The 16,150-nt window shown below is 38.1% G+C and carries 11 protein-coding genes and 2 pseudogenes; 8 read left to right on the forward strand and 5 right to left on the reverse strand.

Translation table 11 applies throughout. The annotated features are described in order from the left end of the window. Nucleotides 1–26: 26 nt before the first annotated feature. Both dnaK and dnaJ read left to right on the forward strand, forming a co-directional pair. Nucleotides 27–1,862, forward strand: a complete 1,836-nt coding sequence (gene dnaK / locus ACTQ45_RS02545; RefSeq protein ID WP_441762869.1) for a molecular chaperone DnaK — start codon at nt 27–29, stop codon at nt 1,860–1,862. A gap of 119 nt (nt 1,863–1,981) precedes the next feature. Beyond that, nucleotides 1,982–3,118: a molecular chaperone DnaJ gene (gene dnaJ, locus ACTQ45_RS02550; RefSeq protein ID WP_441762870.1), complete on the forward strand. Its 1,137-nt coding sequence runs from the start codon at nt 1,982–1,984 to the stop codon at nt 3,116–3,118. 377 nt (nt 3,119–3,495) lie between these two features. Here the strand turns inward: dnaJ and ACTQ45_RS02555 are convergent, their stop codons facing one another. The 4 genes and pseudogenes from ACTQ45_RS02555 to ACTQ45_RS02570 all read right to left on the reverse strand — a co-directional run bounded on the left by ACTQ45_RS02555 (nt 3,496) and on the right by ACTQ45_RS02570 (nt 7,680). Continuing rightward, complete coding sequence (locus tag ACTQ45_RS02555; RefSeq protein ID WP_441763025.1) at nt 3,496–3,792, reverse strand: helix-turn-helix domain-containing protein; 297 nt, start codon at nt 3,790–3,792, stop codon at nt 3,496–3,498. Between the two features lie 784 nt (nt 3,793–4,576). Continuing rightward, nucleotides 4,577–5,632 (reverse strand): hypothetical protein, encoded by a 1,056-nt coding sequence (locus ACTQ45_RS02560; protein WP_441762871.1) that lies wholly within the window; start codon nt 5,630–5,632, stop codon nt 4,577–4,579. A 120-nt stretch (nt 5,633–5,752) separates the two neighbouring features. Beyond that, on the reverse strand, nt 5,753–6,085 hold the full coding sequence (locus tag ACTQ45_RS02565) for an HTH domain-containing protein (RefSeq protein WP_441762872.1): 333 nt from the start codon (nt 6,083–6,085) through the stop codon (nt 5,753–5,755). A 311-nt stretch (nt 6,086–6,396) separates the two neighbouring features. Further along, nucleotides 6,397–7,680: pseudogene (locus ACTQ45_RS02570) on the reverse strand (IS1380 family transposase). An 862-nt stretch (nt 7,681–8,542) separates the two neighbouring features. Here ACTQ45_RS02570 and ACTQ45_RS02575 point away from each other — a divergent pair. The 5 genes and pseudogenes from ACTQ45_RS02575 to ACTQ45_RS02595 all read left to right on the forward strand — a co-directional run bounded on the left by ACTQ45_RS02575 (nt 8,543) and on the right by ACTQ45_RS02595 (nt 12,681). Beyond that, nucleotides 8,543–8,992, forward strand: a complete 450-nt coding sequence (locus tag ACTQ45_RS02575) for an FAD-dependent oxidoreductase (protein WP_441762873.1) — start codon at nt 8,543–8,545, stop codon at nt 8,990–8,992. A gap of 232 nt (nt 8,993–9,224) precedes the next feature. Then, a pseudogene (locus ACTQ45_RS02580) lies at nt 9,225–10,127 on the forward strand (FAD-dependent oxidoreductase); the annotation flags it as partial. A gap of 9 nt (nt 10,128–10,136) precedes the next feature. Then, nucleotides 10,137–10,283, forward strand: a complete 147-nt coding sequence (locus ACTQ45_RS02585; protein ID WP_441750795.1) for a hypothetical protein — start codon at nt 10,137–10,139, stop codon at nt 10,281–10,283. Nucleotides 10,284–10,549: 266 nt separating this feature from the next. Next, nucleotides 10,550–12,373, forward strand: a complete 1,824-nt coding sequence (gene lepA, locus ACTQ45_RS02590; RefSeq protein WP_441762874.1) for a translation elongation factor 4 — start codon at nt 10,550–10,552, stop codon at nt 12,371–12,373. Between the two features lie 77 nt (nt 12,374–12,450). Continuing rightward, complete coding sequence (locus ACTQ45_RS02595) at nt 12,451–12,681, forward strand: hypothetical protein (protein WP_441750410.1); 231 nt, start codon at nt 12,451–12,453, stop codon at nt 12,679–12,681. Between the two features lie 112 nt (nt 12,682–12,793). Here the strand turns inward: ACTQ45_RS02595 and ACTQ45_RS02600 are convergent, their stop codons facing one another. Beyond that, nucleotides 12,794–13,627, reverse strand: coding sequence for a PRD domain-containing protein (locus ACTQ45_RS02600; RefSeq protein WP_441762875.1), 834 nt, complete (start codon nt 13,625–13,627; stop codon nt 12,794–12,796). Between the two features lie 317 nt (nt 13,628–13,944). On the opposite strand from ACTQ45_RS02600, the gene ACTQ45_RS02605 reads away from it, so the two are divergent. Beyond that, complete coding sequence (locus ACTQ45_RS02605; RefSeq protein WP_441750412.1) at nt 13,945–16,119, forward strand: glucose PTS transporter subunit IIA; 2,175 nt, start codon at nt 13,945–13,947, stop codon at nt 16,117–16,119. The last annotated feature ends 31 nt before the right edge of the window (nt 16,120–16,150 follow it).

The raw sequence follows: 16,150 nt of genomic DNA on the forward strand, positions 1-16,150 counted from the left end.
CAATTTAAGAAAAGAGGAAACAAATTATGGCAAAAATTATTGGTATTGACTTAGGTACAACTAACTCTGCGGTTGCTGTTTTAGAGGGTGGAGAGGCAAAAATTATTCCAAACCCAGAAGGTAACCGTACGACACCTTCAGTTGTCGCTTTTAAAAATGACGAAATTCAAATTGGTGAAGTAGCTAAGCGTCAAGCAGTGACTAATCCACATACAGTAAGCTCAATTAAACGTCACATTGGTGAGGGCAACTACAAAGCTGAAATGGATGGCAAAGACTACACACCACAAGAAATTTCAGCAATGATCTTGCAACACTTAAAGAGCTACGCAGAAGATTACTTAGGTGAAAAAGTAGAAAAAGCTGTTATCACTGTTCCAGCTTATTTTAACGATGCACAACGTCAAGCAACTAAAGATGCTGGTCGTATTGCAGGTTTAGAAGTAGAACGTATTGTTAACGAGCCAACGGCTGCCGCTTTAGCTTACGGTTTAGATAAAACTGATGCTGAAGAAAGAATCTTAGTATTCGACTTAGGTGGTGGTACATTTGACGTGTCAATCCTTGAATTAGGTGACGGAGTCTTTGATGTATTATCAACTGCTGGTGATAATAAATTAGGTGGAGATGACTTCGACGAGAAAATCATCGACTACTTAGTAGCAGAATTCAAAAAAGAAAACGGCGTTGACTTATCTAATGATAAAATGGCTTTACAACGTCTAAAAGACGCAGCTGAAAAAGCTAAAAAAGACCTATCAGGTGTATCAAGCACTCAAATCAGCTTACCATTCATCACTGCTTCAGATGCTGGTCCATTACACTTAGAAATTTCATTAACTCGTGCTAAATTTGATGAATTAACACATGATTTAGTTGAAAGAACTAAAGGGCCAGTTCGTCAAGCATTAAAAGATGCTGGTTTATCACAATCAGAAATTAACGAAGTTATTTTAGTTGGTGGTTCAACACGTATTCCTGCAGTTGTTGATGCAGTACGTAAAGAAACAGGTAAAGAACCAAACAAATCAGTGAACCCTGACGAAGTAGTTGCAATGGGTGCAGCAATCCAAGGTGGAGTAATCTCTGGAGATGTGAAAGATATCGTATTACTTGATGTTACACCATTATCATTAGGTATCGAAACAATGGGTGGCGTGTTTACTAAATTAATTGACCGTAACACGACAATTCCAACAAGTAAATCACAAGTGTTCTCAACAGCAGCTGATAACCAACCAGCAGTAGATGTTCATGTATTGCAAGGTGAGCGTCAAATGGCAGCTGACAACAAAACTTTAGGTCGCTTCCAATTAACGGATATCCCATCTGCACCGCGTGGTGTGCCACAAATCGAAGTAACATTCGACATTGACAAAAACGGTATCGTTAACGTAAGTGCCAAAGACTTAGGTACTAAGAAAGAACAAACAATTACAATCAAATCTTCATCAGGTTTAACAGACGAAGAAATCGACCGTATGGTTAAAGATGCAGAAGCAAATGCTGAAGCGGATAAAGCTCGTCGTGAAGAAGCAGACTTACGTAATGAAGTGGATCAATTAATCTTTACAACTGATAAAACGTTAGGCGAATTAAAAGATAAAGTATCTGAAGAAGAAATTAAACAAGCTGAAGCTGCACGTGATGATTTAAAAGCTGCGGTTGAAGCAAATGATTTAGAAGATATGAAAGTTAAACGTGATGCATTAAATGAGGTTGTTCAAAACTTAACTATTAAGTTATACGAACAAGCTGCTCAAGAAGCACAAGCTGCTGAAGGAGCTGAAGATGCAACTGACGCTTCAGGTTCAGCTGATGATGTTGTAGATGCTGACTTTGAAGAAGTTGACGAAGACTAATTTTATGTTAACTAGCGTCTTTGCTATTAAAGCCAAGGGTGAAAGACGCCCTTGGCTTTTCTATCAAAGGTGATTATGCATAAAGTATGCAATGAATTACTTATACGAGGGGGTAGAGTATGGCGAATAAAAGAGATTATTATGACGTCCTAGGTGTCTCACGTGATGCCTCAGATGTTGAAATAAAAAAAGCCTACCGAAAATTATCAAAAAAATACCATCCTGATATTAATAAAGCAGCGGATGCAGATGCTAAGTTTAAAGAAGTGACTGAAGCTTATGAAATGTTAAGTGATGCTCAAAAACGTGCAGCTTATGATCAATATGGTCATGCAGCCAATGACCCTAACTTTGGTGCTGGATTTGGTGGTGGTGGATTTGGCGGAGGTGCTGCTGGCTTCGGTTTCGAAGACATCTTTGAAAGTTTCTTTGGTGGACAATCTGGTGGATCTAGACGACCAAATGCACCACAAAGAGGGAACGATTTACAATATCGGATTGATATCAGTTTTGAAGAAGCAATTTTTGGTAAAGAAACAACGATTAAATACAAGCGTAAAGAAGAATGTCATACCTGTCATGGTTCAGGTGCTAAAGAAGGCACAGAGCCGGTTACGTGTTCTAAATGTCATGGTGCAGGGGCGGTACAAGTCGAAAGAAATACACCTTTCGGTCGCGTAATGACACAAGCAACTTGTGATGTGTGTCAGGGTACTGGTAAAGAAATCAAAGAGAAATGTACGACATGTGCAGGCACAGGTAATGAAACGGTGGATCATTCTGTTAAAGTCACAGTGCCAGCTGGTATTGAAGATGATCAACAAATGCGTCTAAGCGGACAGGGAGAAGCCGGTAAAAACGGGGGTCCTTACGGAGACCTTTATGTAGTCTTCAGAGTACGACCAAGCGATAAGTTCACTCGTGAAGGAAGTGAAATATACTTTAATCTTCCGTTATCATTCAGTCAAGCAGCACTAGGTGATGAAATTAAAGTACCAACTGTTCATGGTGCGGTGAAATTGAAAGTACCTGCAGGGACCCAAACGGGCACTACTTTCCGACTAAAAGGAAAAGGTGCACCAAGTGTACGTTCAGGTTACCAAGGTGATCAACACGTTACCGTTAACATTGTTACACCTAAGAAATTAACAGATAAACAAAGGGAATTATTAAAACAATTCGCTAAAGAATCTGGTGAAGAAATCAAAGGGAATGATCCTGGTTTCTTCAATAAAGTAAAAGACTTATTTGATTAATACTAAAGGGTTTAAAAATTTGAGTGTCGGTGAGGAAATCCTCGCTGACACTTTTTTTGTTTTAGGTTTTGAATTGGCAAATTAAATGCAACACCTTGTCAAAGAAGAGCTCATAAGGCGTTTCTAACCTTAGCACTTACGCTTATTTAGTTTATCAAGTAATCTGTTCAATAGCTTGTTAAAGCTTCTGTTTTTGGAAAGTACTCTCTTAGTAGTCCAGTTGTATTTTAATTTATTCCTTTTTGCCAAGGGGCATGAGGGTCTGCGAAATAAAACGAGATGTGATCTAAATATTGAGTGACTTCTCGATGTTTCGAAAAGTCTTTTCCACGGTCTGGAGTAATGGATTTTCTTTTACTATTCGCTAGAGCAGCTAGTCAATTAATGACGGCATCACGCACGTTGTTCGCTATAATGGACGGTTCGGTTATGCCAAAGGCATTCGCCGTATCTTTATAGGAAGCACTGGTGTCTTGTTTAAATCTTAATACATCTAGCTTGAAATTCAAAGGATACTTTTTGTTAGTCTTCTTTCTTTTAAGACCATCCTTCCCAAATGTTTTGTACTGATTAACCCATTTTCCAATTAGAGCAGAGTCAGATATGGCATGTTTTTTAGTGAGTAAAGTATATCCCAATGTGCCATTTAAATACTCTTGAACAACATTTAATATGAATACTTTTTTGACATGAAAATAACCCCCGTAAAGTTAGATTTTTAACTCTAACTTTTGGGGGCACATCACATTTTTGAATTCGAATAGTCTTTTTTTGTTCAATAATCTTGGGTACTGGTGAGGAAAACCTCTAAGAACCTAAAATTCAGCTCTCCTAACGAAGCTAGATTTTTATCAGTTCAAAATTTTTTAGTGTCGATAGCTATAGAAAGTCAGAATGATTCGTAACTTCGGATTTTTTTGCGGCATAATTTAGTCGAGTATTGAAAAGCGTTAATCAGCAGTCTCTTCACCTGAAAAGAGTAGCAGTCTAATAGTTTTGTTAGGTTTGGCCTGTAAGTTTTGACAAAGGAATACACAAGCCCTTATATTATCTAAATTTGTGTAGCCAAATCCACTGCGTTAAATCGTCTTGATCTTGTTGTTAGTTTCTTCCACCATTCTGTTCGATAAAGTATGGGTTAAGCTGCTCTCAATGGCTTCGAGGTAATGAAATAAGGGGGTAAAGGTCGTTCGGAAATGACTTGAAACGGTATGCTTTCGAATGATAGATAAAACAGTTTATAGTTGTGATTCATGATATCGGCTTTTAGATCGTTAATCAACGCGTACTCTAATCGGAGTCTTGGATCGATGGATAGAGTGTAATCAATCATACTTTTTTCAGTGACGAGCCCTCAAACAAGCGATGGCTATGGTAGTCTTAAAAGTTTAATTCCTCTCGATACTTTAAGGGCAACTTTCATAAACGATTCAGTTTAGTATAGCGCAATATGAATTCTTATAGTGCTGAAATGCTCCTAAGATGATCATTATTTCGATCGATTAGAACTGAACTAATAGCTGATTTAATGTTATCTAAATCTATGCTGGTTGGGAAGTCATGGATAACGACCACTTTTTTAGTAGTAGTGGTTGATATCATAAAATTGCTAACGATAATATCGTAGTTTAAGTTTTCAATGATAGAATCTGATATCTTTATTTTAGAGTAAACATCTATCGCCACCTTGCGTGGCAATTCGAGCTCCAAAAAATCTTTAATCATATTTGAGTGAGTATAATGGCGGTCACTTAGAATTACTACGGATACTTGTTTCTTCTTATGAATATAGTTGCTAATTAAACGATCCCAATAAGTAACCAAAGTAAACAATAGGTAATTGATTACAAGGTCTTCAGTCGCTATACTTAATTTCACACAAAAGTTATGAATTATGATGTGGATGGCCTGATAAAGTTCTGGGAAATTTGATTTGAATTTCATTGCAAAGTACTTATAACGGTCAAAAAAAATTAAATCTGAATTTAAAAGATCTTTGGCGTTCACTGCAGTCCCATGAACGACAAAAAGAACAAAATCTACATTAAGTGGCAGTTGCCATTTGTCGGATAAATCTAAAAGGGATTCTTCCAGAAAACGCAGCGCTTCACCATGACAATTTAATTGCTTTTTTGCTTTTCGCAATTGTTTTATATTTCTTGGAAGGTTTTTACGAATATAGGGAGAAAAAACTTGATAAAATGATTCTTTATTAATTTGCATGGAAGAAACTAAGCCTAAAGGTTGAATAATGTACTTATATATTTTTAAAAAGACATTTAGCAATTCAATTTCTCCATCGCTTGTATCAATAAGGTGGTGATGATCATAGCGAATTTTATTAACCAGGACGACTAAATTGATATCTTCATAGTAGGCGAAGTCTATTGGCATGTCCGTCACCATGAATGAAAGTATTTTGTCAAAATTATGATTGATTTGTTTTTCATTGATCCCCCTGAATGGCCAGCCCAAAAGAGTGTTTTTCTCTGCAAAATAAGTTCGGTAGAACAAACGAATATTCTATTCGTTACCGATTAAACGACAAGGATTAGTTTCGACATAACATTGAAGACTATCTCTAGAATAGTCATTTGTTTGAGTGATTGTTCGGTAAACCGTTGAATGACTGACCTAAAATTTCTCTGCTAAATCCTCAATTGATAAGGTTTCATCGGAGAATATTTCTTCTAAAATTTGAAAAACAAGAGTTTCACTGAGAAGTTTGCTATATACGGCTTGAACTCCAAAATCTGACTCTTTAGTCAATCGAATACCTAGATAACCTGCATCAAACTGGAGTTCGGTCATCAGTTTCCTTAATTCTGATAAATCGGCTTTAATAATACGGGTGGAGCAATTAAACATTACCGCAAGTTCTGAATTAGTCGTCCAACCATCCGTTTCCAGTAAATACTCAACGATTTGTAGTTGACGGAGTTCTTTAGATTTTAATAAGGACCTCATAGTAATTCCTCCTAATGTTTGATGATTGTAACGTTCAAAATTTACTATAAATATTTATATTACATGAATCATCATTTTAATAAATGTATGTTTAACCTGAATTATTCATACTTTTTTTAAATGACTCAGAACGCGAAAATAATTGAGCCTGGCTTAAAACGTTGTTAATAAATTGAGAATTCTTACTGAAACTACAATTTAATGATAGATTATATTTGTTATTCCCCTGATTGTGCATAAAAATGGGCGCACTACTCCTCCTAGCTGTCACAGTTTTTTTAAAATTATGCGTCTGATTATTACTGAATAAGCTATAGCTGGAATCGCATATGTTGAATGTGTGTCAACGTCTCCCAAAACAAGTTGTCATAGACGTTTGCGGAAGTTAATCGTAACTGAATCTTTCTGACACGGCGCGTGATTTTCCCTCCGATTCTAAACAAACGGTTCCGAATGGTTGCGGCGTTTCGTGTGTGTTCTTTTTCTGGGAGCGCCCATTGTTTAAAAATTTGAAATTGATTGTAGGTAATCGCACTCAAAAGCATTCTGGCGCGATTGGCGATAAATGAGGTGCTGTCTGTTTTATCAAACGCAAACCCTTGTGTAATTTCTTTGATATGATTTTCCATCTGACCACGCTGCTGGTACAAACGATAGAGCCACTGTGGCGATAGTTTCTTGAAAGTCGTGACGAGAAATTCATGACGATATAATAAGGCTCCCGCAGACCGCGTCGATTTAATAATGACTCGCAAGGGTTTATCCCATGTGTTCTCTTGATAGAGGCAATCATAGTAATGACACTCTGCCAGTGTGAAATCAGTTTCATCACCGTAAAGAATCCGTGACTCGGCCAAACGGGTTAATCGGGCATTTGTTTTGAGGCGTATGAGTAAATTTGTCCGATTACCATCGCATAAGTTGTAAACTTTTGGCATCGCAAAGCCACTATCGCCTCGGATGAGACAGGTCTGCTGCTCTTTGTAGCGGTCAATGATAGGGCGCTGGAAATCGCTTATGCCATTCGACGTGTAGACATTTCCAGGGCGCAGCTCTGCATCAAATACGAGGCCAGAAACGACTTCGATCGCTAACAACGGATGATAGTCCGTCGTGCGATAATGCGGATTATAATCCGTCTTTTCTTGGCGACCAAAGGTATCCGAATGGGTAGAGTCAATATCAATGATAAGACTATCGCGGACCTGTTCTTGAATCGAGCGTTCAGCTAATGTTTGGATAAGCTGAAGCAGTTGATTATTATCTGCCTGAGTGAGTCCATTTAAGAAACGTGATTGAGACGGCTGAGAGGCTCATTGAACAGACGTCACCGGTTAACCAAAGAATGGATCAAGTCTCAGGCGCGTAGCAGCATCGTCAGTGGCATACCCTAAGACTAGCTGACGTAACATCTGGGTCATTTGAGCTTGCTCAGGATAGGTATAATAAGCACGCTGATCACTCAACTTAAGTTGTGAGGAAAGGAATGGCTGGAAATTTAGATGATGAAGAAATTCTTCAAACAAAATCATTCCTGAATTCGATGAAATATCGCCGCCGTCGTTAGAAACAGTTAATTGCGTATTGAAATTTATTGTTTTTTTTCTGTAAAGTTACTATTTGGAGCCCCTCTTAGGTGTTTGGTGATTGTTTTGGTAACTTTACACTAACATATGGAGGGATCTTTTTGCACCTAAAAGGTGCAAAAAAAATATGAATTAAACCTGACTAGGGTAGGACTTAGCGTACTAATCAGCAATACTATGAATAATTCAGATTTATAATACTTTAAAAATAGTGCTAAATCAAACACCTGAAACCGTTTGATTTAGTATAACTATCTTGTCAGGAGACTTTTTCGACTGTCTCATGTACTTAACAGAATCTTTTCTTGTGATTTTGAGCCGTAAACCAGTGAGGAGAGTTATTTTTGTTGATAGACCCAGAATAAACGCGCCCACAAACTAAAATGGGCGCAAAATCCCTAAGTCATTTAAATGTGTGTGTGTTATGGCAGTTGCCCCTGTTTAGTGTCGCTGAGCTAACGTGAGGATTGTGGGTGCTCGACTAAAGTAGCGACTTAACTTGAAGACGGTTTGTCTTGCTGAAGTTACCATTTTACTACTGAAGAGCCGTGACTGGTTTGGCCAATTAATCTGAGAAAGTTGTCAGTCAATGAAATTTACGTGAGAGTCAAAGTATTGGTACTAAACTTACCAGACGGTAGCCGCTCAGAATCTAAATCATGTGTCAATTCACTATGATATTGTTCACAAATCGCATGTTTGTGGTAAAGCAGGATGATGGTCGAGACTCGTCCAATGGTGTTCAACGTCAATGTCTGGTAGGAGATAGATAGCCCCTTTCGTATCACTCCAACGTTGAGTGACACGAATTGCTGAACGATAGTCCTTTTCTTCCGTAAAGAATTCATAAACATATCATCCTTCACGTTCAATGACCGAAAACTTAGACGTAGTTTCTGGTACGTCACTCTCATCTGGAGGACTATTTGTTGCATTAGATGCAGCTCTAGAGGCATCGGGAGCTGATATTGATGCTTTAAAAAATCAAGAAACAACGGTAGTTGCTGAAGTCGATGAAACAATAGTAGACTCAACAACTGACGTCGTCATTGTTGGTGGAGGTGGGGCTGGTTTAGCTGCAGCAGTGAGTGCTCATCAGAATGGTGCAAAAGTTATTTTAATCGAGAAAACGCCTCGTATAGGCGGGAATACTATTATTTCTGGTGCTGCCTATAACGCTGCTGATCCTGAACGTCAAGCAATGCTTGAAATGACTGATAATGAGGAAGAGACAATTGAAACGATATTAATTGAAGAACAAGAAGATTCACTAGTTCAAGAGTGGCAAGCAACTTTACAACTAGAATGGGAAGCTTATTAAACTTCAGGTGAACAATCCTATTCGATTCACCGTCATTGCATAAATTACAAACTAATAATAGTGGAGATAAAAAAGGAGTCCACTTCTAATCAGTCAACTAGGTGATCAGGCTTATGAGTCGATCGAATGGTTAGAAGGATTGTGAATGGAATACAATGATGATATCTTTACTGTATTAGGTGGTTTATGATCTCGTGCTCATCAACCCTCAGAACCATTGGGAAGTGGCTATGTGAATACCTTGTCGGGTTACTTTGAAAAAAATTCTGATGAGATGCAAATGTTCATCAATACTGAGGTCACTCATTTAATCATAGAAGAGGGTCATGTAGTCGGCGTTGAGGCTGTCTATAATGGCGAAACAATAGAAGTAATGGCGGAACTTGGAGTGGTAATTGCAATCGGTGGCCTTGGTGCAAACGTAGAAATGCGTGATGAGTATAACAAAAGTTGGCCAACTTTAACGGATTTAGGGGCCACGAACCAGACTGGGGCAACCGGTGATGGGATTATATTAGCTAAAGATGTTGATGCGTCATTAATCGGCATAGAAGATATTCAATTATTACCAATGGGTGATCCTGAAACAGGGTGTTTTCTTGGAAATATTGAGCAAGGCGTCCAATATCGAATCTTTGTTAATATGGAAGGGAATCGTTTGGTTGACGAAGGTGCTCGTCGTGATGTTATGACTAAAGGTTTAATGGATCAAACTGATTCATTAATGTGGACAATAATAGATAAAAATTCATGCCCAACAGGCGGTGTCAAAAACAACTTTAATGAATCGATTGATCAACTCGTTGAAGAAGGGCGTGCCTTCAAAGCAGAAACACTTTAAAAGCTTGCAGAACAAATCAGTGTTGACCCCACGAACTTGGTAGCAGCGGTTGATGAGTTTAATCAAGCAGTTGATGGGAGTGTTGAAGACCCGTTTGGACGAACGCTCTTTGAATATAAATTGGATTCTGCACCGTACTATGCGGCTGCCAGTATGCCGACTTTTCACCACACAATGGGTGGCTTAGAAATCAATGCAGCAGCATAAGTTCTAGATAATGCAAGTGACATCATTCCTGGTTTATTTGCAGCAGGAGAAATTACTGGTGGAATTCATGGAACAAACCGCTTAGGTGGTAACGCATTGGCAGATATCATAGTATATGGTCGCATTGCCGGAGCTAATGTTGTTAATTCAGTAGTAGAGCCTAGATCAGAAGCTAATGACATAGAGGAAACAGAAATGTCACAAGACACAGAAGAGTCTGATGTAGAAGACGCAGACGAATAAACAAGCAGAGTTAATGTGAGCCACCCACTGATTTTTTCAGTATAAATCAGTGGGTATTTTTTCATATTTTGTCATAAAGTGTATGGTTTTTTTCGGATTAAATCACTTTTCTTTGCGTCTTTTTGTATAAATTTGACGTATTCAAACGCTTATTGTCCTTTTGCGAGTTTTTCCTTCAGAAGACTACCTTTTAATGTTTTTTTTTGATATGATGATAGGTGTGCAATTTGTAGGCATGTGCCTCATTTAAAGGAAGTGAGAATTAAATGGATTTAGATAAACTAAAACAAAGACAAGAAAAAATTCGTAATTTTTCAATTATTGCTCATATCGACCATGGTAAATCAACGTTAGCTGACAGAATTTTACAACATACTGATACGGTGGCAGACCGTGATATGCAAGAACAGCTTTTAGATTCAATGGATCTTGAGCGTGAGCGTGGCATTACGATTAAATTGAATGCGGTAGAATTAACATACACTGCTAAAGATGGCGAAGATTATATTTTCCACTTAATCGATACACCCGGACACGTGGACTTTACATATGAAGTTTCGCGTTCATTAGCTGCCTGTGAAGGTGCTTTATTGGTTGTTGATGCGGCTCAAGGGATTGAAGCACAAACATTAGCAAACGTTTATTTGGCGTTAGATAACGATTTGGAAATTCTACCCGTCATCAATAAAATTGATTTGCCTGCAGCAGACCCTGAAAAAGTAGCTTTAGAGATTGAAGAAATCATCGGAATTGATGCAAGCGAAGCAGTTCACGCTAGTGCGAAATCTGGGATTGGGATTGAAGATATATTGGAACAAATCGTTGAGAAAGTTCCAGCACCACAAGGGGATATCGAAGCACCCTTACAAGCCTTAATCTTTGACTCGGCTTATGACAGCTTCCGAGGTGTTGTTTTAAACGTTCGTATTGTTAACGGAACTGTTAAACCCGGCGACAGAATTCGTCTGATGTCTAACGGTAAAGAATTCGAAGTCAACGAAGTTGGGGTGTTTTCTCCAAAAGCATTACAACGTGGCATGCTTTCGGTTGGAGATGTTGGTTATTTAACAGCCGGTATCAAAACAATCCAAGATACACACGTAGGGGATACTGTGACTTGGGCTAATAATCCAGCACCCGAAGCTTTAGAAGGATACCGTAAATTAAATCCAATGGTGTTTGCTGGTTTATATCCAGTGGATTCGAATGATTATAACGATTTACGTGATGCTTTAGAAAGACTACAATTAAACGATGCAGCGTTAGAATTCGAACCTGAAACATCACAAGCCTTAGGCTTTGGTTTCCGTACAGGTTTCTTAGGCTTATTACATATGGATGTTATTCAAGAACGTTTAGAACGTGAGTTTAATATTGATTTAATTATGACTGCACCGTCAGTTATTTATCACGTTGTGAAAACTAACGGAGATAAAGTCATCGTTGATAATCCATCTGCTTTACCTGATGCAACTGAAATTGAAGAGATTTTAGAGCCGTACGTAAAAGCTACGATTATGGTACCTAATGAATATGTTGGGGCTGTTATGGACTTAGGTCAACGTAAACGCGGAACCTTTATTACAATGGATTACTTGGACGCGAACCGAGTGAACGTTGTGTATGAAATTCCAACTGCTGAAATCATTTTTGATTTCTTTGACAAATTGAAATCAACGACTAAAGGTTATGCTTCTTTAGACTATGAAATGATTGGCTACCGTGCATCTAAATTAGTAAAATTAGATATTCTTCTGAATGGCGATCCTATTGATGCGTTCAGTACAATCGTTCACAAGGATTTTGCGACAAATCGAGGCAAATCATTGGTTGAGAAATTAAAGAAAACTATTCCTCGCCAAATGTTCGAAGTGCCTGTTCAAGCAGCAATTGGTCATAAAATCATTTCTCGTTCGACAATTAAAGCGTTACGTAAAGATGTAACTGCTAAATTGTATGGTGGGGATGTGTCTCGTCGTAAGAAATTATTAGAGAAACAAAAACAAGGTAAAAAACGTATGAAGCAAGTTGGTAGCGTTGAAGTTCCACAAGAAGCCTTCATGTCGATTTTACAAATGGATGAAGATTAACTTTTAACTAATAATAAAACCTCGACTTTGGCTTGGCCTTTGTCGAGGTTTTATTAAGTACTATTGAGGTGAAGGATATGTATTTAACCATTGAACAGACCGCAGAGTTTTTAGAAGTGCCTGTGAGTGAAATTTACCGTCTCATAAGGGAAAAACAAGTTCGCTATTTAACAGTAGATGATCAAGTGTTGTTGTATCAGGAACAATTCAATTTGTTTTTGAAAGAACGTGACCAACAACAAGTCGCTTACGAAGAATACTTAAACACACCAATACCTGAAGATAAGGATATTAAGGATGAAGATTAATAAAAGACATCTCGTCTGGGAATGGAATCCTTTTGATTCACAAACCTTGAATGAGATGCTTTTTTATTTATACCATTTTTTAGCGTGGCGATTATCGTCCCTTTGCTTGGGATTAGACATCTGTTAGCAGACGGTTGATGTGAATGGTTAAGAACGTCACTTCGTCGTCAGCAATATCAAATTGGAATGTTTTTTTTATATAATTTTGGATGGTTAAGGAAATGTCGTGCTCATTAGGGAATTGGATTCTAATCGCCTCGTTTAAGCTTACATTTTTTGCTGAATTTTCTTTACGTGCAATAATTCTTTGAGCGAGTGCAAGTAGGTGGCGCATAAAACGTTCATAGGCTAACGAAGATTCGCTGATTCGTTTTCCCGTTTTTATTTCAATAATATGAAAACAAGTGCTAAGTAGGCTAGTGATTTCGTCTGTATGTGACATATTGCCATCTAACTGAGCATTAATTAAATGCATCGAGATATGAGCTGCCTCATCTTCAGGCATATGGATTGCTAGGTGTTCTTCAATGACGGTTAGGGCGAACAGCCCCACTTCATATTCCTTAGGAAACATCTTTTTGATCCATAATTTAAAATCATTTTTTAATGGCATACCTTTAGTAAAGCGTTCGACTGCGAAATCAATGTGGTCGGTTAATGTAAGGATAACGTTTTTATTCAGTTCAGTGTCTAAGGTTTCAAGAGCGAATTGAACAATTTTTGAACTGATTTCAACCGACGACATATCAACTTCCAAAAATAATTTTTTCATTTTTTCAGAAGAGGTCACCGTATCCATTCGGAAGATTTTCTCAATTTTACTTTCATCTACTGGATCGCCAGTTTTCATTTTCCAACCTAAGCCCTTGCCCATGATGACTATTTCATGGCCAGCTTGATCGGTACTACTGATGAAATTATTATTTAATATTTTATTGGCAAACATCCGAAGAAACTCCCATCTCGTAAATTTATTGCGGAAAACTCAGTTAAAACAGTATGTCGATATTACCACGCTATGATAAAAGGTGCAAGTTAGATATAAAGGAATGTTAAATAAAGAGTCAAAAAAAGCTTGCGTTTCCATTGAGGCCTGTGCTATGATTACTAGGAATTGAAAACAGAGGGCTTGTTACGTTTAGTCGGCAATACCCAAATCAATCTAAGGGGCATACTGTACCCATTTTAGGTTGGTTTGGGTATTTTTTATGCTTATAAATAAGTTTTGAGTCACTCTGAATGATAAATTAGGAGGAAACAAAAATGAAAGACCAATTATTTGGTGTTTTACAAAGAGTCGGGCGCTCTTTTATGTTACCGATAGCGATTTTACCGGTAGCGGGATTATTCTTAGGGATTGGCGGTTCGTTTACGAATCCAACGACTCTAGAAACGTACGGCTTAACTAGTGTGATGGGGGAAGGAACATTCCTACACCATATTTTACTAGTAATGAATGCAGCAGGTGGGATTGTTTTTGATAACTTACCCTTAATTTTCGCAATCGGTTGTGCGATTGGTATGGCCAAGTCTGAGAAAGCAACGGCTGCTTTAGCAGCGTCAATTGCATTCTTAGTGATGCACGCATCGATTGGGGCAATGATTCAAGTAGCTGGTGGTTCAGAAGCTTACTTAGATGGATCAGTTGCTAATGTGTTAGGAATCGAGTCCCTACAAATGGGTGTTTTCGGTGGTATGATCGTCGGCCTAGGTGTGGCTGCTTTACATAACCGTTTTTACAAAATACAATTACCAACGGCCTTGTCGTTTTTTGAAGGAACGCGTTTTATTCCAATCATTTCATCAATTGTATTCTTAGTAGTAGGTATCTTAATGAGTTATGTGTGGCCACCAATACAAGAAGGAATTTATGCAGTTGGTGAATTAGTTCAAGGTTCAGGTTATGCTGGTACTTGGTTATACGGTTTCATGGAAAGATTATTAATTCCATTCGGATTACATCATGTATTCTACTTACCATTCTGGCAAACAGCCGTTGGTGGAACTTTAGAAGTAAGTGGTCAATTAATTGAAGGGGCTCAAAATATTTTCTTTGCCCAATTATCAGATCCAACAGTAAGTAAATTTAGTGTAGAAGCCACTCGTTTTATGTCTGGTAAATTCCCATTAATGATCTTTGGTTTACCGGGTGCAGCTTTAGCAATGTACCGTACAGCTAAACCAGAAAACCGTAAAGTTACGGGCGGTTTATTATTATCTGCAGCGTTAACTTCAATGTTAACAGGTATTACAGAACCGCTTGAATTTACATTCTTATTCGTCGCAATGCCATTATATGCTATTCACTGTGTATTAGCAGGTGCTGCGTATATGTTAATGCATATCTTCCAAGTAGGTGTTGGTATGACATTCTCAGGTGGATTCATTGATATGTTCTTATACGGAATTTTACAAGGTAACGCAAAAACAAACTGGATTTGGATTGTTATCGTTGGAGTGGTATACTTTGCCATTTATTACTTCCTATTCAGTTTCTTAATCAAGAAATTTAATTATAAAACTCCAGGTCGTGACGACAATGCGAGCGAAATTAAATTATATACACGTGCTGATATGAACGGTAAGCAAGCTGATAGCACAGACACAGCAAACTTAATTGAAAACGAATCAGATGCTTTATCTGCATCAATCATTTACGGCTTAGGTGGACATAGTAACATTGTTGACATCGATAGTTGTGCGACTCGATTAAGAACAACTGTTGCCAATGGCGACTTAGTAGATATTGACATTTTAAATGCTTCTGGTGCGGCAGGCGTTATGCACAAAGGTAAAGGCGTTCAAGTCATTTACGGACCAAGAGTATCAAACATCAAATCAAACTTAGAAGAATTTATTGAAAAAGGTAAAGCGGCTAAACTGCCTTCTAAAGAAGTGTTTTATGCAACTGATCAAAATTCTGTAACAAACGAAAGTGCGACAGATTCAATAGTGACTGAAGCAGAAGATACACAGAACTTACCAATTATTGCGACCATCCAGTCTCCAATGAGCGGTCTTGTAATGCCGTTGTCAGACGTTCCGGATGGAGCATTCGCAAGTGGTGCTTTAGGAGATGGCTTTGGTATCGAACCTAATGATGGTAAAGTGACATCGCCTATTAATGGCCAAGTCATGATGGTTTTTGAAACTAAGCATGCCGTTGGTTTAGTATCTGATGAAGGGGTCGAAGTAATGATTCACGTTGGTTTAGACACTGTGACGATGAAAGGTGAAGGTTTCACTGCTCACGTTAAAGCTGGCGATCACGTTAAAGTTGGCGACCTCCTATTAGATGTTGATTTAGAAGCAGTTAAAGCTGCGGGACATCCGACAGTAACACCAGTTGTCGTTACGAATACAATGAATTATAAAGCTGTAGAAGTTACAAAACTTGGTGATATTTCACACGCAGAAGATATTTTAGTAATTAAATAATATTAATAGCTCTACCAACTTTAATTGTTGG

It is taken from the genome of Fundicoccus sp. Sow4_D5, from assembly GCF_052116365.1.
Classification (GTDB): Bacteria; Bacillota; Bacilli; order Lactobacillales; family Aerococcaceae; genus Fundicoccus.